Consider the following 17,096-nt stretch of genomic DNA (forward strand, 5'->3'; position numbering starts at 1 on the left):
CTCGAATGTCGATACGCCGGGGCGCCGCCGCGCATGCGACCCGCATGCATGGGCGGCGGCGCCTCTCAGGGGGCCCGCGCGCGACCGCGCGGGCGTCGCGCGGCACGCGTCATGACGACTTGCGCACGCGCAGATACCAGTCGCACAGGAGCCGCACCTGCTTCGGCGTATAGCCCTTCGCGACCATCCGGTTCACAAAGTCCTCATGCTTGCGTTGCTCCTCCGCCGAGCCCTTCGCATTGAACGAAATGACCGGCAACAGCTCCTCGGTGTTCGAGAACATCTTCTTCTCGATCACGACGCGCAGTTTCTCGTAGCTGACCCACGCCGGATTCTTGCCGCCGTTCGCCGCGCGCGCGCGCAACACGAAGTTCACGATCTCGTTGCGGAAATCCTTCGGATTGCTGATGCCCGCCGGCTTCTCGATCTTCTCCAGCTCGGCGTTGAGCGCCGCGCGATCGAAGCTCTCGCCCGTGTCGTGATCGCGGAATTCCTGATCCTGGATCCAGAAATCCGCATACGTCACATAGCGGTCGAAGATATTCTGCCCGTACTCCGAATACGATTCGAGGTACGCGGTCTGGATCTCCTTGCCGATGAACTCCGCATAGCGCGACGCGAGCAGATCCTTCACGAACGACAGATACTTCTGCTCGGTCTCCGGCGGGAACTGCTCGCGCTCGATCTGCTGCTCCAGCACATACATCAGATGCACGGGGTTCGCCGCGACTTCGGCCGAATCGAAGTTGAACACGCGCGACAGGATCTTGAACGCGAAACGCGTCGACACGCCCGTCATCCCTTCGTCGACACCCGCATAGTCGCGATACTCTTGATACGACTTCGCCTTCGGATCGGTGTCCTTCAGGTTCTCACCGTCGTACACCTGCATCTTCGAAAACAGGTTCGAGTTTTCCGGCTCCTGCAACCGCGTCAGCACGGAAAACTGCGCCATCATTTTCAACGTGCCGGGCGCGCACACGGCTTCGGCGAGCGACGAATTCCGGATCAGCTTCTCGTAGATCTTGATCTCCTCGGACACGCGCAGGCAGTACGGCACCTTGACGACGAAAATCCGGTCGAGCAGTGCTTCGTTGTTCTTGTTGTTGCGGAACGCCTTCCATTCGGATTCGTTCGAGTGCGCGAGAATGATGCCGTCGAACGGAATCGCGCCGAATCCTTCGGTGCCCTTGAAGTTGCCTTCCTGCGTGGCGGTCAGGAGCGGGTGCAGCACCTTGATCGGCGCCTTGAACATTTCGACGAATTCCAGCAGACCCTGGTTCGCGAGGCACAAGCCGCCCGAGTAGCTGTATGCATCGGCGTCGTCCTGCGCGTATTGCTCCAGCTTGCGGATATCGACCTTGCCGACGAGCGAAGAGATGTCCTGATTGTTTTCGTCGCCGGGCTCCGTCTTCGCGATGCCGATCTGCCGCAGCACCGACGGGTAGCGGCGCACGACGCTGAAGCGCCGGATATCGCCGTTGTATTCGTGCAGGCGCTTGACCGCCCACGGGCTCAGAATGCTTTTCAAGTAGCGGCGTGGAATCCCGTATTGTTCTTCGAGGATCGGACCGTCCTCGTTGTAGTCGAACAGGCCGAGCGGCGATTCGTTGACGGGCGAGCCCTTGAGCGCATAGAACGGCACACGCTCCATCAACTGCTTCAAACGCTCGGCGATCGACGACTTGCCGCCCCCCACCGGACCGAGCAGATAGAGAATCTGCTTGCGCTCCTCGAGCCCTTGCGCGGCATGCCGGAAGTAAGCGACGACCTGTTCGATCACCTCCTCCATCCCGTAGAACTCGCGAAACGCCGGATACACCTTGATGACCTTGTTCGCAAAGATACGCGACAGGCGCGGGTCATTGCGCGTGTCGATCTGCTCCGGTTCCCCGATGGCCGCCAACATCCGTTCGCCGGCAGTCGCATAAGCCGATGCATCGTTCTTGCAGAGCGCGAGATACTCCTCAAGCGAGAGTTCTTCTTCTCGCGTTTTTTCGAAGCGGTTCGCGAAACTGCCGTAAATATCCATGCTACCTCCTCGCCTGAGTCTGAAGACGATCTTGCCTTCATGTAGATCGTGTCGAAGCAGGATCGTTCGAGTTCATCCTAAACCCATTTCCTTATTTTTTCACGCACTCTTCGGCCGCACGATCAATTCTTAACATTGCTGAAAACGCTTCTTGGAAAGGGCTTTATGCTGCCCTACAATGGTGTTCCCGTTTCGGGCCAGACGTGCGTCGGCGCGCTCCATTCGCGCAGAGAAGCGTCTGCATCCATCGCGCTTTCGTGACGTCCGAAACCCTCCTGCTTATTTCCCTATACGCGCGACACAGCGTTTGCGACGACAAAGCCGCTCCGCCGTTACAAATTTTTTTTGTGGCGCACGCAACACCCGACGCACCAGCCTCGGCCTACGCAATCTCGACGAGCCGAGCCGGTGAAAACCCGCACGACGAATGCGGTCAAAGCCTGCGCCCCGCGGCTTGCATTCGATGCAAAAACGCCCGCTTTCGCGGGCGCCGGCAGATACGCAAATTAGGGGTGGATCGTCTTGCGATCCACGCCAAAAAAATCAGAAAGTCTCCCAATCGTCTGCGGACGCGGCGGGCAACGCGGTTCGTGGTTGCCGTTGCCCGGAAAGAGGTTCGGATAGCACGGCGGGCGCCGATGTCGCGAATGAAGCAGAGACGCCCGATGCAGGCTTGGACACCGCCCGGCGCGCGATGTTCGCCGCTGGGGGCTGCGATGGCGTATCCGGCGCAGCGCCGCGCGCGCCGGCTACCGCGCGAATTGCATGGGCATCGCCCACGCGCGTTTGGTCGCTGTCGCTTGCATCGAGCTGAAACACCGAGACAGTCTGCCGCAACCGCGACGCCTGCTCGTCGAGTGACTGCGCTGCTGCCGCGGCCTGCTCGACGAGCGCCGCGTTCTGCTGCGTGACCTCGTCCATCTGCGCGAGCGCGCGCGACGCCTGGTCGATCCCGCTGCTCTGCTCTTCGGACGCCGACGCGATCTCGCCCATGATGTCGGTCACGCGCCGCACCGCGCCGATCACATCGCTCATCGTGCGCCCCGCGTCATCAACAAGCGTCGAGCCGGCACGCACGCGCTCGACCGACGTATCGATCAGCGCCTTGATCTCCTTGGCCGCGCCCGACGAACGCTGCGCCAAATTGCGCACCTCGCCCGCGACGACCGCGAAGCCGCGCCCTTCGTCACCCGCGCGCGCTGCCTCGACCGCCGCGTTGAGCGCGAGGATATTGGTCTGAAACGCGATCCCCTCAATGATCGAGATGATGTCGGCGATCTTCGCGGAACTCTCGTTGATATCGCCCATCGTCGCGACCACTTGACCGACTACCGCGTTGCCGCGGTTCGCGATGTCCGACGCGCTCGCCGCCAGCGCGCTTGCCTGCCGCGCGTTGTCGGCGTTGCGACGCACGGCGCCCGCAAGCGTCTCCATGCTCGATGCGGTTTCCTCGAGCGCTGCCGCCTGCTCCTCGGTTCGCGACGACAGATCGACGTTGCCCGCCGCGATCTGCCCCGCCGCGGCGGCAATCGATTCGCTGCCGGCGCGCACGGTGCGCACGGTGCCGCCCAAGCTTGCCTGCATCTTCGCGAGCCCTTCGAGCAGCAGCCCCATCTCGTCGCGCCGCTCGACGACAATCCGCCGGCGCAGCTCGCCTGCGGCGAGGGCGTCGAAATGGCCGAGCGCATCGGCAAGCGGCCGAGAAATCGCCGCGCGCAAGCTCAGATAGCAGTACAGCGCGATCGCGAGGCCGAGCGCGAGCATGACGGCATTCGCGATCCGGCTCGTTTCGTAGGCCCGTTGCGTCGCGTCGAAATGCGCGCTCGCCTGCTTGAACTGGAACGTGCGCAATGCTTCGCCGGCAAGCGCGAAATCGTTGAATACCGTCTGCAGCCGCTTGGCCCCGGCGAGAATCCTGTCTCGATCCACGCCATCGACGAGCGCGGCGAATGCGTCGAGTTCGCGCTGCAGAATTTGCCGCTTTGCCGTGACGTCCTGCGCGAGGCGGTCCTCGTCGGCGTCGCGCGGCAGATCGAGATATTTGCGCCACCATGAATCGGAAATCGCGCGCATCTCGCGCGCGCGCTCGATCATCGCCGCGGTCTCGGGCGTGCCGGCGGCGAACGCCGCGCGATCGAGCGCGAGCCGCTCGCGCGCCGCGGACAGCTCGGCGGATGCAACATCCACCGCGCTCGGCATCTGGTTGGTGAAGATTTCTTCGTTGGCGTCGTTGGCCTTCAGCATTCCGAACCAACCCAGCGCGCTGACGACGCACAACAGACCGGTCAGGAGCGCCATGGCCATCGCCACACGCGTTCTGATCGCGAGATGATTGTTGAACAACATGATTCTTCCTGTGATGCGTCGTCACGACGACGGAATCGCACCGCGGCTTTGCGCTCAATCGAGACGGCCGCTTTGCTTATTCCGTTTACGGCGCTATTCAGGAAGTCTTGATCCGGACGATGGGATTCGGAGAAAAAGTTCGGCTTGCCCGCCGTGCCGCCGCGATATTTTTTCTTTTGAGCGCGGCAGCGCGGCGGGCGGCGCGTCGGTCACGCCACGGCCGGCACGAACGCATCGAGTTCGGCAAGCGTCGGAATCGACGGCTGGGCGCCCGCGCGCGTCACCGACAACGCCGCCGCCCGCTGCGCGAAACGGATCGCCTCCGGCAGCGCGTCGCCCGCCGCGATCCGCGCGGCGAAACCGCCGATGAACGTATCGCCCGCCGCGGTCGTGTCGACGGGCACGACGCGCGGCGCCGGATAGTGGCTCGCCGCGCCGTGCGCCGTCAGCACGAGCACGCCCTGGCCGCCGAGCGTGACGATCACGTTGCGCGCGCCCGCTGCCTGCAACGCGCGCGCCGCCGCTTCGGCGCCCGCCGGATCGCGCACCGGCAGCCCGGTGAGCATCGCGGCCTCGACTTCGTTCGGAATCAGATAATCGACAAGCGGCAGCCAGTCGCCGGGCAGCGGCCCGACGGCGGGCGCCGGATTCAGCACCACCGCCTTGCCGAGCCGCCGGCCCGCGGCGAGCGCCGCGCGCACTGTCTCCTCGGGCGTTTCGAGCTGGCAAATCAGCACGTCGGCCGAGGCGATCGCCGCTTCGTGCGCGGCGATCGCCTCGGGCGTCACCTCGCCGTTGCTGCCCGCGACGATCACGATCGCATTCTGGCTCGTATCGTCGACGACGATCAGCGCGACGCCCGTGGCCGCCTTTTCGCTGACCGCGAGCGCCGTGCAATCGATGCCTTCGGCAACGAGCCCCGCGCACAGCGCGGCGCCGTGCCCGTCCGCGCCGACGCAGCCGAGCATTGCGACGCGCGCGCCGAGCCGCGCGGCCGCCACCGCCTGATTGCCGCCCTTGCCGCCCGCCGCCTGCGCGAACGAGCGGCCGGCGAGCGTCTCGCCCGGCAGCGGCAGCCGGGGCGCGCGCACGACGAGATCCATGTTCAGACTGCCGACGATCATCACGTTGCCGGCCGCCGCCGGCGCGACCTTATTGATTCCCGCCGTCATCCCCGATACCCGGACTGCGCCGGCTCCTTGTAAACCGCCGTCGATTCGCGCAGCACGAGCCGCGGCGACACGACACGCCGCCGTTTGGCCGCTCCTGCGCCGCCGATGCGCTCGATCAGCGTCTGCGCGGCCATTTCGCCGAGCGCGCGCACCGATTGGCCGACCGTGGACAGCGCCGGATACGTGTAGCGAGACAATTCGATGTCGTCGAACCCGATGATCGAGCAACCGGCCGGCACCGCGATCCCGCGCTCGGCCGCCGCGCGCAGCGCGCCGAGCGCCATCAGATCGTTGCCCGCGAAGATCGCGCTCGGATGCACGGTGTCGAACAGCCGCGCGGCCGCATGATAGCCGCCGATGCACGAGAAATCGCTTTCCGCAATCGCGCCCGGCATGATTTCGATGCCATGCTCGGCCATCGCCCGGATGAAGCCGTGCACGCGCATCGCGCTGACCGCGGTCGATACCGCGCCCGTGATGCAGCCGATCTTCGCGTGGCCGAGTTCGAGCAGATGACGCGTCGCGAGGTACGCGCCCCGCTCGTGGTCGATCTGCACCAGATCGGCCGACAGCCCCTCGATGTTCCGGTCGACGACCACGAGCGGCTCGCGCGTGTCGGCAAGCGTCTGCGCGAGCACCGCGTCGTCGCCCGCGGACGCGATGATGAGCCCGTCGATGCGCTTTTCCTGCAGCACGCGCAGATAGTTGCGCTGCTTTTGCGGATCGTCGTCCGAATTGCACAGGAACACGCAGTAGCCGGACATCGCGCACTGGTCCTCGATGCCGCGCGCAAGCTCGGCGAAGTACGGATTCGTGCTGTTCGGCACCACGAGGCCGATGGTGGCCGTCGAGCGCGCCTTCAGCGAGCGCGCGACGGCCGAAGGCACATAGTTCAGCTCGCGGATCGCCTGTTCGACCTTCGCCCGCACATCGGCCGATACCGGCCGCGAATTATTGACTACGTGCGATACCGTCGTGAACGACACGCCGGCGATGGCCGCCACATCCTTGATCGTCGCCATTCCGTTTCTCTCTTTATGAGTTCTGGCTATCCCCGCGCGCGCCGGCTGCGATACGTGTCGAGCACCACGGCCACGACGATCACGGCGCCGGTAATGATGCGCTTGGTCGGTTCGTTCGCGCCGATCTGGGCAAGCCCGGCCGCGAGCACCGAGATGATCAACACGCCGAAAAACGTGCTGACGACCGAGCCGCGGCCGCCCATCAGGCTCGTGCCGCCGATCACGACCGCCGCGATGACCTGCAGCTCGAGGCCCGCGCCCGCGTTCGGGTCGGCGGCTTCGAGTCGCGAGATCTGAAACAGCGCGGCCAGCCCGGCGAGCGCGCCCATCAGCGCGAAAACGATGATTTTATACGGGCGCGGGTTCACTCCGGCGAGACGCACGGCCTCCTCGTTGGTGCCGATGCCGGTCAGGTAGCGGCCGAACACCGTGCGCGCGAGCACGAACTGCGCGACGATCATCACCGCCACGGCGATCAGGAACGCGGGCGAGATGCCGAGCGCGATCGGATTCGACAGGAAATCGAGCGCATCGCCGATATAGGCGGTGCGCGAGTTCGTCAATTGATACGCGACGCCGCGCGCCGCCTCGAGCACGCCGAGCGACACGATGAACGACGGAATCCGCCAGCCCACCGTCACCGCGCCCGTGAGCATGCCGGTCGCGGCCGCCGCGAGCACGCCCGCGGCCGCGGCCGGCAGCGGCGCCCAGTGCCAGCGCAGCGCCGCGACGCTGACCACCGATGCCGCGAGCGCGAGCACCGAGCCGACCGACAGATCGATTCCCGCGATGATCAGCACGAAGGTCATGCCGACCGACAGCACGACGAGATCAGGAATCTGGTTCGCGATCGTGCTGAACGTGTCATAGGTGAGGAAATGCGAACTCAGCACCGAAAAGAGCGCGATCAGCGCGATCAGCGCGAGCGCGAGCCCGATGTAGTTGGACAAGCCGAGCCGCACGCCGCGCGGCTTCGCGGCCACGGGCGAGGAAGCGGCGGCGGCGCCCGCCTGCCGGGATGGCGCGCCGCCGGCGCGCTCGATCGATCGGTCGTTCATCATCATCAAATCCTGTCGTCAATCCTGTCTGGTCACGCCCCCGCCCGCTCGGCGGGCCGGGAATGGTCGTCGAGCGGCGCCGCCATGGCGTCGCGGCGCGCGTAGCCGGCGAACGCGGCGGCGAGCAACGCATCCTGAGTCCATGCGCCGCGCTCGAACACGGCGCTCATCCTGCCCGCCGACATCACGCCGATCCGGTCGCAGATCTGCATCAGCTCGCGCAGGTCGCTCGACACGACGACGAGCGCGCGCCCTTCGCGCGCGAGCGCATCGAGCAGCGCATAGATGTCGAATTTCGCGCCGACGTCGATGCCGCGGGTCGGCTCGTCGAACAGCAGCACGCGCATATCGCGGCCGAGCCAGCGGCCGATCGCGACTTTCTGCTGATTGCCGCCCGAAAGCTCCGCTACGTGCTGCTCGGGCCCGCGCGTGCGAATGCGCAGCGCATCGATCTGCTGCGCGGCAAGCGCCGCCTCGCGCCGCGCGTCGATCACGCCGCCGCGCGCGACACGCGCAAGCTGGCCGAGCGACACGTTGGCCGCGATTGGCTGGCTCAGCAGCAGCCCTTCGCCCTTGCGGTCCTCGCTGACGAACGCGATGCCGTGGCGCACCGCGTCGGCGGGCGAGCGGATCGCGACGGGTTGCGGCGGATCGCCGATCGACACCGCGCCGCGCTCGGCCGCGTCCGCGCCGTAGATGAGCCGCATCAGCTCGGTGCGCCCCGCGCCGATCAGCCCGGAGATGCCAAAGATCTCGCCCGCGCGCACGTCGAACGACACGTCGCGCACCGCGTCGCCGCGCGCGAGGCCGTCGACCTTCAGCAGCGGCGCGCCGCGCGGGCGCGCCTGCGGCGCCGCCTGCTCGTCGAGTTCGCGCCCGGCCATCAGCGCGACGAGCCGCTCGATCGGCTGCGCATCGATCGCGCCGACGTGCACGAGCCGGCCGTCGCGCAGCACCGCGACGCGCTCGGCCACCCGCGCCAGTTCCTCCAGCCGATGCGAGATATAGACGAGCGCCACGCCGCGCGCCTTCAGCCGGTCGATCTGCTCGAACAGCAGTTCGACCTCGCGCGTGGTCAGCATCGCGGTCGGCTCGTCGAGAATCAGCACCCGGCAATCGCCCGCGAGACTGCGCGCGATCTCCACCATCTGCTGATGGCCGATGCCGAGCGCGCCGACGGGCGTATCCGGGTCGAGCGCGTCGAGGCCGACGCGCGCCATCGCCGCGCGTGCATCGTCGCGCAGCCTGCGGCGATCGATCACGCCGAACCGGTGCGGCAGCCGGTCGAGAAACAGATTTTCGGCCACGGTGAGCGTGGGCACCAGGTTCAGCTCCTGCATCACCATCCGCACGCCGAGCGCTTCCGCGTGCGCGCGGCTCGCCGGCGCATACGGCGCGCCCGCGAGCCGCATCGCGCCCGCGCTTGGCGCGACGAGCCCGGCAACGATTTTCGACAGCGTGCTCTTGCCCGCGCCGTTCTCGCCCGTCAGCGCGAGCGCCTCGCCCGCGATCAGCGACAGCGACACGTCGGCGAGCACGGGCTCCGCATAGGTCTTGCCGACACCGTCGACGACGAGCGTCGGCGCGGCATGCGGCGAATACGGGGTGGTCGAATCCATCTCGATTCTGAATGAAAAACGATTGACGCAAGCCGCGCGATGCGCGGCCAACGACACGGGAAGGCCGCCTAGACGGCCATCCCGCGCGGCTGCCGAACGCGGCGGCGCGCATGCGCGCCGCCGGAGCGTTAAGGTTTCGTCACGAGATCGACGGGCGTGGCCACCACGCTCGTCATATCGGCCTGCTTGCGGTGCTCGGTGAGCGCCTTCAACGCGGTGTCGATGCCGAACACCGCCTGCTTGGCCGCGTATTGATCGGCGGTCGCGAGCACCCGGCCGTCCTTCAGCATCGGCTTGATCGCGTTGATGTTATCGTAGCCGACCACCAGCACCTTGCCCTGGCGGCCCGCCGCGCGCACCGCCGACACGGCGCCGATCGCCATGTTGTCGTTGCCGCACAGAAGCGCTTTCAGGTTCGGATACTCGTTGAGCATCGCCGAGGCAACCGCATTGCCCTTGTCAATCTCCCATTCGCCCGACTGCACCGACACGATCTTCGCGCCCGCGGCCTTCATCGCGTCGGTAAAGCCCGCGGTGCGCTGTTGCGCGTTGGTCGTCGTCGACACGCCCTCGACGATGCCGACCTCGTCGCCCGCCTTCAGCCGCTTCGCGAGATAGTCGCCGACGAGCCGCGCGCCCTTGCGGTTGTCCGGGCCGACGAACGGCACATTCAGATTCTTCGACTTCAGCACGTCGGGATCGAGCCGGTTGTCGATGTTGACGACAAGAATCCCGGCATCGACGGCCTTCTTGACCACCGGCACGAGCGCCTTCGAGTCGGCGGGCGCGAGCACGATCGCGTCGACCTTCGATACGATCATCTGCTCGACGATCCGGATCTGGCTCGCGGTATCCGTCTCGTCCTTGATGCCGTTGGTGACGAGATCGAATTGGCCCGCGTTGTGTTTTTGGTATTCCTTCGCACCGTTTTCCATCGTGAGGAAGAACTCGTTGGCGAGCGACTTCATCACGAGCGCGACTTTCGGCTTATGCGCCGGCTCGGCCCATGAGCGCGCCGGCAACGCCGCGGCAGCGACGGTGACGCAGGCGGCCGCGGCAATCAGGGCGCGGCGACGGAAGCTGACATTCATGTGTTGTCTCCTGGAGATGATTATTAGGGGTGGACAGCATGTCGTTTTTTTGTTGAGCAAACGTTTGCGCGACCACGTCCGATTGGTTCCTGTCAGGAGCGCCTATCGTCGACTTTTTCTCTGGATTATGCAATGCCGATTGCACATGTTTAGGGGTTTACGCGGACAAAATCCGCCGCGCGTTCCATCCGTGCAATCGGCTTGCCGATTCGGCAGAATCGGCCGGCTTGCGCAAAGCCGGCCCAGCGGCATCCGCGCAACCCGCGTCGGCCGAACCCGCAGCCGGTTCGGCCCGCCGCCGCGTCAGGCCGCCTCGCGCAATTGCCCGGCGATCTCGCTTTCGGACAGATGAGGCGCGAACATTTCGATCAGCCGGTATGCGTAGGCACGCAGGAACGCACCCTTGCGCAGCCCCACCCGCGTCGTGCTCGCCTCGAACAGATGCTGCGTGTCGAGCGCGACGAGGCCCGTGTCGCGTTGCGCGTCATACGCCATCGCGGCGACCACGCCGATGCCCATCCCCAGCTCGACGTAGGTTTTGATCACGTCCGCGTCGATCGCGGTCAGCACCACATCGGGCACCGCGCCCGCCTGCGCGAACGCCTGATCGATATGCGAGCGGCCGGTGAAATCCTGATCGTAGGTGATGATCGGATATTCGGCGATGTCGTCGAGCGTTACCTTCTCGCGGCCGACGAGCGGATGTTCCTTCGGCACGACGACGACGTGATGCCACGAATAGCACGGGAACGTGACGATGTCCGGGTAGCGGTCGAGCGCCTCGGTCGAGATGCCGAGATCCGCCTCGCCGTTCAGGATCATCTGCGCGATCTGCTGAGGGCTGCCCTGGCGCAGCGCGAGATGCACCTTCGGATAGACGTCGGTGAACTGGCGGATCACCTTCGGCAGCGCGTAACGCGCCTGCGTGTGCGTGGTCGCAACCACCAGGTGGCCGCTGTCCTGATCCGCATACTGGCGCGCGACGCGGCGCAGGTTCTCCGCGTCGAGCAGCATCCGCTCGATCAACTGGTGAACCGCCTTGCCCGGCTCGGTGAGCCCCGTCAAACGCTTGCCGCGGCGAATGAAGATATCGACGCCGAGTTCGTCCTCGAGATCCTTGATCTGTTTCGATACGCCCGACTGCGACGTGTAAAGCACGTTCGCGACTTCCGTCAGGTTCATGTTCTGCCGTACAGCTTCGCGCACGAAGCGCAATTGTTGAAAATTCATGGGTAGCCTCTGTCGGGCAATGTCTTTGTTGATGTGATGCAACGGTTTCGACGCGGCGCGAAAGAGCGTCAACACGCGGGAAACACGCGCACAGCGCGCGGCACGGCCGTGAGGCCGTCGCCGACGTCGAGCGCGAGCGCCTGCCACACGTTGCGGTCGAGTTCGGCCTCCAGCACGCCGCCCGCGCGCGCGGCCAGCTCGATGCGCACCGAGCCGCCGAGCGGCACGACCCGGCGCACGTCGGCGGCGATACCGCTCGCGCGCGCGTCGGCGCGAACCAGCGTGAGATCGTGCGGGCGCACGTAGGCAAACGCCCGGCCCGCGAAATCGGCGTCGACCGCGATCGCGTCGCTCACGCCATCGGCCACGAAGCCCTCGCCGCTGACCGTGCCGGCGAGCCGGTTCGCCGCGCCGAGAAATTCGTAGACGAACGCGCTCGCCGGATGGTCGTAGACATCCTGCGGGCTGCCGACCTGCTCGACGCGCCCATGATTGAGCACGACGATCCGGTCCGCGACTTCGAGCGCCTCTTCCTGATCGTGCGTGACGAAGATCGTCGAGATATGCAGATCGTCGTGCAGCCGCCGCAGCCAGCCGCGCAATTCCTTGCGCACCTTCGCATCGAGCGCGCCGAACGGCTCGTCGAGCAGCAGCACCTTCGGCTCGACGGCCAGCGCACGCGCCAGCGCGATGCGCTGCCGCTGGCCGCCCGACAGCTCGGACGGATAGCGCTGCGCAAGCCAGTCGAGCTGCACGAGCTTGAGCAATTCGTGCACCTTGTCGCGGATCGCCGCCTCCGAAGGACGCTCGCGGCGCGGCTTCACGCGCAGCCCGAACGCGACGTTCTCGAACACCGTCATGTGCCGGAACAGCGCGTAATGCTGGAACACGAAACCGACCTGCCGCTCGCGCGCGCCAACCGACGCGACATCGAGCCCTTGCAGCAGAACCTGCCCGACGTCCGCATACTCGAGGCCCGCGATCACGCGCAGCAACGTCGTCTTGCCGCAACCGGACGGCCCGAGGAGCGCGACGAGTTCGCCCGGCGGAAAGTCGAGCGATACGTCGTCGAGCGCGGTGAAGTCGCCGAAGCGCTTGTGCAGGTTGCGAACGGTGATGCCCATCTCGGTGCCTCTTTATGAAATCGACGAAGTGACGGCAGCCCGCGCCGCCGGCGCGCCGGCGGCCGGGTGCGTATCGGCCGGCTCGTCGAGCAGGCCGCGTTCGGCCGACAGATGCCGCTCGGCGATGAACTTCAGCGCGAGCGTGACGAGCGCGAGCAATGCAAGCAGCGACGCCACCGCGAACGCGGCCGCGAAGTTGTATTCGTTGTAAAGAATCTCGACGTGCAGCGGCATCGTATCGGTCTGCCCGCGGATGTGGCCGGACACGACCGACACCGCGCCGAACTCGCCCATCGCACGCGCATTGCAGAGAATCACGCCGTACAGCACTCCCCATTTGACGTTCGGCAGCGTCACGCGCCGGAAAATCTGCCAGCCGGAGGCGCCGAGCACGCGCGCCGCCTCTTCTTCATCCGCGCCTTGCGCCTGCATCAGCGGAATCAATTCGCGCGCGACGAACGGGAACGTGACGAAGATCGTCGCGAGCACGATGCCCGGCACCGCGAAGATGATCTGCACGTCGCGCGCCTGCAGCCACGGCCCGAGCCACCCCTGCGCGCCGAACAGCAGCACGTAGATCAAGCCCGAGATCACGGGCGACACCGAGAACGGCAGGTCGATCAGCGTGGTGAGCAGCGCCTTGCCCTTGAATTCGAACTTCGCGATCGCCCACGATGCGCACACGCCGAACACCAGATTGAGCGGCACCGCGATCGCCGCGACGCTCAGCGTCAGCGTGATCGCCGACCAGGCATCCGGATCGGTGAGCGACTCCAGATAAAAACCGATGCCCTTGCGCAGCGCCTCGACGAACACCGCGGCGAGCGGCACGACGAGAAAAAGCGCGAGAAACGCGAGCGCTATGCCCGTGAGCAGCCAACGCACCGCGCGCGGCTCGCTGACCGGGTCAAGGCGCGCGAACGCGCCCGCGCTGGCCTGCGTACCGGCGCCCCCGCGGGCGCCGCCGCTGCGCGGCGCGGCCGATACCGGCGCGCGGTTCTGGTTCTGCACGAGATCGTCGCTCATTGCGCGCCTCCCAGCGCCGCGGCGCCGGCCGCCGGCGCGGGACCGCTCGCGCCGCGGCTCGTGCGACGCTGCAAATACCACTGCAGCGTGTTGACGACGAGCAGCATCGCGAACGACACGACGAGCATCACCACGGCAAGCGCCGTCGCGCCCGCATAGTCGTACTGCTCGAGCTTCGTGATGATGAGCAGCGACGTAATCTCCGATTTCATCGGCACGTTGCCCGCGATGAAGATCACCGAACCGTATTCGCCGAGCGCGCGCGCGAATGCGAGCGCGAAGCCCGTCAACAGCGCGGGCAGCACAGCGGGCAGCACGACGCGCCGGAACGTGAGCCAGCGCGTCGCGCCCAGGCACGCGGCGGCCTCCTCCTGCTCGCGCTCGAAATCCTCCAGCACCGGCTGCACGGTGCGCACGACGAACGGCAGGCCGATGAACGTCAGCGCGACGAGCACGCCGAGCGGCGTGAACGCGATCTTGATATTGAGCGGCGCGAGCAGACTGCCAACCCAGCCGTTGGTCGCATAGACGGCCGCGAGCGAGATGCCCGCCACCGACGTCGGCAGCGCGAACGGCAGATCGACGATCGCATCGACGAGCCGCTTGAACGGAAAGGTATAACGCACCAGCACCCACGCAACGAGAAAACCGAACACCGCGTTGACGAGCGCGCCGCCAAGCGCGGCGAGAAACGTCAGCCGGTACGACGCAAGCACACGCGGCGATGTCGTCGCGGCGACGAACTGATCCCAGGTAAGCGTTGCCGTTTTCAGAAAAGTCGCGGCGAGCGGAATCAGCACCACGAGGCTCAAATAAGCCAGCGTGATGCCGAGCGTCACACCGAATCCCGGCAACGCGCTCGGTTTGCGCAAGGTAAACGTCGTCATGCGGAATGCTCTTCCTGGATGATGCACATGGGGGCGCCGGACGGTGCTCGCGCCACTACAGCACGAACACCGTCCGGTTCGCCATCTGCGCCGGCGGCACCGGCGCGGGCCGCGCGCGGCGTCCAACCGGGCGCTTATCGCGCCGGCTTATTGCGGCTTGTAGATCGAATCGAACACGCCGCCGTCGGCGAAATGCGTTTTCTGCGCTTGCGTCCAGCCGCCGAACGTGTCGTCGACCGTGTACAGCTTCAGCTTCGGAAACTGCTTCGTCAGCGCGGCCGGCACATCCTTCGCGCGCGGCCGGTAATAGTTGCGCGCGGCGATCTCCTGCCCTTCCTTGCTATACAGGAACTGCAGATACGCCTGTGCAAGCTTGCGCGTGCCCTTCTTGTCGACCACCTTGTCGACCACCGCAACCGGCGGCTCGGCCAGAATGCTGGCCGACGGCACGACGATCTCGAACTTGTCGGCGCCGAATTCCTTGACCGACAGAAACGCCTCGTTTTCCCATGCGATCAGCACGTCGCCGATGCCACGCTGCACGAAGCTGGTGGTCGCGCCGCGCGCGCCGGAGTCGAGCACGCCCGCGTTCTTATAGAGCTTCGTGATGAATTCCTTGGCCGTTTCCGCGCTGCCGCCCGGCTTGTGCTGCGCATACGCCCACGCGGCGAGATAGTTCCAGCGCGCGCCGCCCGAGGTCTTCGGGTTCGGCGTGACGATCGACACGCCCGGCTTCACGAGGTCGTCCCAGTCCTTGATGCCTTTCGGATTGCCCTTGCGCACGAGAAACACGATCGTCGACGTATAGGGCGACGCGTTGTCCGGCAGACGTTTTTGCCAATCCTTGTCGACGAGGCCCTTGTTCGCGAGCGCGTCGATGTCATAGGCGAGCGCGAGCGTCACGACGTCGGCCTGCAAGCCGTCGAGCACCGAGCGCGCCTGCGCGCCCGAGCCGCCGTGCGACTGCTTGAAATTGACCGTCTCACCCGTCTTGGCTTTCCACTCCTTGCTGAACGCCTGATTGACGTCTTGATACAGCTCGCGCGTCGGATCATACGAGACGTTCAGAAACGTCGTGTCCGCCAGCGCGGGCGTGAGCACGCCGAGCACGGCTGCTGCGCCGAGCGCGACCGATGCGATGAGACGCCGCGCGCCGTTGCCCAACCCCGTTTTGCGCTTGACCATCCGTTGTTCTCCAAGTGTATGTGCAGGCCGTCAGTTCAAGGTGGGGCCAGTCTAACGAACGGGTTTCATCATTAAAAATAATCGTTCCTTATTTTTTAATACTCAAAAGTGGTAATGAAACGCCGCTGGACGGTTATTGCCGCCGAAACGCCGCTAGGACGGCGCGAAGCCACGGCGGAAACGATGCGATAGCGTCGAACCTCAAGTAACGCTTGAATTTCCGTGGATACTGTATAAAAATACAGACACTGTCTATCCATACAGTCATCTCATGATCAAACTCACCGCCCGTCAGCAGCAAGTGTTCGACTTGATCCGCCGCGCGATCGAGCGCTCCGGCTTTCCCCCTACCCGCGCGGAAATCGCCGCCGAACTGGGGTTCAGCTCGCCGAACGCCGCCGAGGAGCACTTGCGCGCGCTTGCGCGCAAGGGCGTGATCGAACTGGCGGCCGGCGCATCGCGCGGCATCCGCTTGCTCGGCACCGACGATGCGCCGCATCAGCTTCCGCTGCCGCATGCGGCGCTGATGCAGCTGTCGCTGCCGCTCGTCGGCCGTGTCGCCGCAGGCAGCCCGATCCTCGCGCAGGAGCACATCTCACAACATTACGCGTGCGATCCGGCGCTCTTCTCGAGCAAGCCCGACTACCTGCTGAAGGTGCGCGGGCTGTCGATGCGCGACGCCGGCATCCTCGACGGAGATTTGCTCGCGGTACAAAAACGCAGCGAGGCGAAGGATGGCCAGATCATCGTCGCGCGGCTTGGCGATGACGTCACGGTCAAGCGCCTGAAGCGTCACGCCGGCGGCGTCGAGCTGATCGCCGAAAACCCGGATTACGAAAATATCTTTGTCAAGGCGGGCAGCGCGGAATTCGCGCTCGAAGGTATCGCCGTCGGACTGATTCGCCCGGGCGAATTCTGATCGCCCGTTGGCCCCGCTACAGCTTCGCCTTTCCATTCGCTTGGATCTGGAGGACCCTATGGAACGCCTCGCCCGCCTGCTGCCCTTTCGACAATTTGGCCGCCTGCGCCATCTGCGCGGACGCACGCCTTGCGCGCCGCTCGTCGAGGATTCGCATGCCGCCGGCGTGCAGCCGTCGCTGCTGCCGTCTGCACTGCCCGCATTCGCACGCGTATCGCTGAACAGCGCGCTCCATCACGCGGAGCCCGCTCGACGTGCACCGGTAAGGGTTTACCACGGGCCGTCCCGGTTCATCATGGTCGGCACGGTCGACGCGATCTGCCGCATGATCGATCGCTGCATCGCCGAGGAACATTCGCTTACACAGCAAGGTCTCTGATCCTCG

14 protein-coding genes are annotated in these 17,096 nt (G+C 65.8%); 2 read left to right on the plus strand and 12 right to left on the minus strand.

Features of this window, described 5'->3' with window-relative positions:
- Nucleotides 1-109: 109 nt before the first annotated feature.
- From AQ611_RS10870 to AQ611_RS10925, 12 genes are all read right to left on the minus strand, one after another.
- Entirely contained in the window at nt 110-2,032 is a 1,923-nt protein-coding gene (locus AQ611_RS10870) for a PrkA family serine protein kinase (RefSeq protein WP_059518353.1), read from the minus strand.
- A 543-nt stretch (nt 2,033-2,575) separates the two neighbouring features.
- Entirely contained in the window at nt 2,576-4,378 is a 1,803-nt protein-coding gene (locus tag AQ611_RS10875; RefSeq protein ID WP_069234530.1) for a methyl-accepting chemotaxis protein, read from the minus strand.
- A 209-nt stretch (nt 4,379-4,587) separates the two neighbouring features.
- Nucleotides 4,588-5,550, minus strand: coding sequence for a ribokinase (rbsK, locus tag AQ611_RS10880; RefSeq protein ID WP_069234531.1), 963 nt, complete (start codon nt 5,548-5,550; stop codon nt 4,588-4,590).
- Nucleotides 5,547-6,572 carry a LacI family DNA-binding transcriptional regulator gene (locus AQ611_RS10885; protein WP_059518357.1) on the minus strand — a complete coding sequence of 342 codons (1,026 nt, stop codon included), beginning with the start codon at nt 6,570-6,572 and terminating at the stop codon, nt 5,547-5,549. Before AQ611_RS10885 ends, rbsK begins: the two co-directional genes overlap by 4 nt.
- 26 nt (nt 6,573-6,598) lie before the next feature.
- Nucleotides 6,599-7,630 carry an ABC transporter permease gene (locus tag AQ611_RS10890; protein ID WP_059518640.1) on the minus strand — a complete coding sequence of 344 codons (1,032 nt, stop codon included), beginning with the start codon at nt 7,628-7,630 and terminating at the stop codon, nt 6,599-6,601.
- Nucleotides 7,631-7,662: 32 nt separating this feature from the next.
- Nucleotides 7,663-9,249 (minus strand): sugar ABC transporter ATP-binding protein, encoded by a 1,587-nt coding sequence (locus AQ611_RS10895; RefSeq protein ID WP_069234532.1) that lies wholly within the window; start codon nt 9,247-9,249, stop codon nt 7,663-7,665.
- Nucleotides 9,250-9,377: 128 nt separating this feature from the next.
- Entirely contained in the window at nt 9,378-10,340 is a 963-nt protein-coding gene (locus AQ611_RS10900; RefSeq protein WP_059518361.1) for a sugar ABC transporter substrate-binding protein, read from the minus strand.
- A gap of 303 nt (nt 10,341-10,643) precedes the next feature.
- Nucleotides 10,644-11,570 carry a CysB family HTH-type transcriptional regulator gene (locus AQ611_RS10905; RefSeq protein WP_059518363.1) on the minus strand — a complete coding sequence of 309 codons (927 nt, stop codon included), beginning with the start codon at nt 11,568-11,570 and terminating at the stop codon, nt 10,644-10,646.
- A gap of 68 nt (nt 11,571-11,638) precedes the next feature.
- The gene (locus tag AQ611_RS10910; RefSeq protein WP_069234533.1) at nt 11,639-12,694 is read right to left on the minus strand and encodes a sulfate/molybdate ABC transporter ATP-binding protein; all 1,056 of its coding nucleotides are present in this window, start codon (nt 12,692-12,694) and stop codon (nt 11,639-11,641) included.
- Between the two features lie 12 nt (nt 12,695-12,706).
- The gene (gene cysW, locus AQ611_RS10915) at nt 12,707-13,720 is read right to left on the minus strand and encodes a sulfate ABC transporter permease subunit CysW (protein WP_069235263.1); all 1,014 of its coding nucleotides are present in this window, start codon (nt 13,718-13,720) and stop codon (nt 12,707-12,709) included.
- Nucleotides 13,717-14,607: a sulfate ABC transporter permease subunit CysT gene (gene cysT, locus AQ611_RS10920; RefSeq protein WP_059518367.1), complete on the minus strand. Its 891-nt coding sequence runs from the start codon at nt 14,605-14,607 to the stop codon at nt 13,717-13,719. Before cysT ends, cysW begins: the two co-directional genes overlap by 4 nt.
- 147 nt (nt 14,608-14,754) lie before the next feature.
- A complete protein-coding gene (locus tag AQ611_RS10925; RefSeq protein ID WP_059518370.1) occupies nt 14,755-15,792 on the minus strand; it encodes a sulfate ABC transporter substrate-binding protein in 1,038 nt (345 codons plus the stop codon).
- A 271-nt stretch (nt 15,793-16,063) separates the two neighbouring features.
- Here AQ611_RS10925 and lexA point away from each other — a divergent pair, with 271 nt between their 5' ends.
- Both lexA and AQ611_RS10935 read left to right on the plus strand, forming a co-directional pair.
- Nucleotides 16,064-16,711, plus strand: coding sequence for a transcriptional repressor LexA (gene lexA / locus AQ611_RS10930; RefSeq protein ID WP_069234534.1), 648 nt, complete (start codon nt 16,064-16,066; stop codon nt 16,709-16,711).
- Nucleotides 16,712-16,769: 58 nt separating this feature from the next.
- The gene (locus AQ611_RS10935; protein WP_059518374.1) at nt 16,770-17,090 is read left to right on the plus strand and encodes a hypothetical protein; all 321 of its coding nucleotides are present in this window, start codon (nt 16,770-16,772) and stop codon (nt 17,088-17,090) included.
- Nucleotides 17,091-17,096: the final 6 nt, after the last annotated feature.

This window comes from Burkholderia singularis, from assembly GCF_001718875.1.
Lineage (GTDB): Bacteria > Pseudomonadota > Gammaproteobacteria > Burkholderiales > Burkholderiaceae > Burkholderia > Burkholderia singularis.

Excerpts from the sequence above, each read along its gene's own strand:
- AQ611_RS10870 (WP_059518353.1), bottom strand. The coding sequence starts at position 2,032 with ATGGATATTTACGGCAGTTTCGCGAACCGCTTCGAAAAAACGCGAGAA.
- AQ611_RS10875 (WP_069234530.1), bottom strand. The coding sequence starts at position 4,378 with ATGTTGTTCAACAATCATCTCGCGATCAGAACGCGTGTGGCGATGGCC.
- rbsK (WP_069234531.1), bottom strand. The coding sequence starts at position 5,550 with ATGACGGCGGGAATCAATAAGGTCGCGCCGGCGGCGGCCGGCAACGTG.
- AQ611_RS10885 (WP_059518357.1), bottom strand. The coding sequence starts at position 6,572 with ATGGCGACGATCAAGGATGTGGCGGCCATCGCCGGCGTGTCGTTCACG.
- AQ611_RS10890 (WP_059518640.1), bottom strand. The coding sequence starts at position 7,630 with ATGAACGACCGATCGATCGAGCGCGCCGGCGGCGCGCCATCCCGGCAG.
- AQ611_RS10895 (WP_069234532.1), bottom strand. The coding sequence starts at position 9,249 with ATGGATTCGACCACCCCGTATTCGCCGCATGCCGCGCCGACGCTCGTC.
- AQ611_RS10900 (WP_059518361.1), bottom strand. The coding sequence starts at position 10,340 with ATGAATGTCAGCTTCCGTCGCCGCGCCCTGATTGCCGCGGCCGCCTGC.
- AQ611_RS10905 (WP_059518363.1), bottom strand. The coding sequence starts at position 11,570 with ATGAATTTTCAACAATTGCGCTTCGTGCGCGAAGCTGTACGGCAGAAC.
- AQ611_RS10910 (WP_069234533.1), bottom strand. The coding sequence starts at position 12,694 with ATGGGCATCACCGTTCGCAACCTGCACAAGCGCTTCGGCGACTTCACC.
- cysW (WP_069235263.1), bottom strand. The coding sequence starts at position 13,720 with ATGAGCGACGATCTCGTGCAGAACCAGAACCGCGCGCCGGTATCGGCC.
- cysT (WP_059518367.1), bottom strand. The coding sequence starts at position 14,607 with ATGACGACGTTTACCTTGCGCAAACCGAGCGCGTTGCCGGGATTCGGT.
- AQ611_RS10925 (WP_059518370.1), bottom strand. The coding sequence starts at position 15,792 with ATGGTCAAGCGCAAAACGGGGTTGGGCAACGGCGCGCGGCGTCTCATC.
- lexA (WP_069234534.1), top strand. The coding sequence starts at position 16,064 with ATGATCAAACTCACCGCCCGTCAGCAGCAAGTGTTCGACTTGATCCGC.
- AQ611_RS10935 (WP_059518374.1), top strand. The coding sequence starts at position 16,770 with ATGGAACGCCTCGCCCGCCTGCTGCCCTTTCGACAATTTGGCCGCCTG.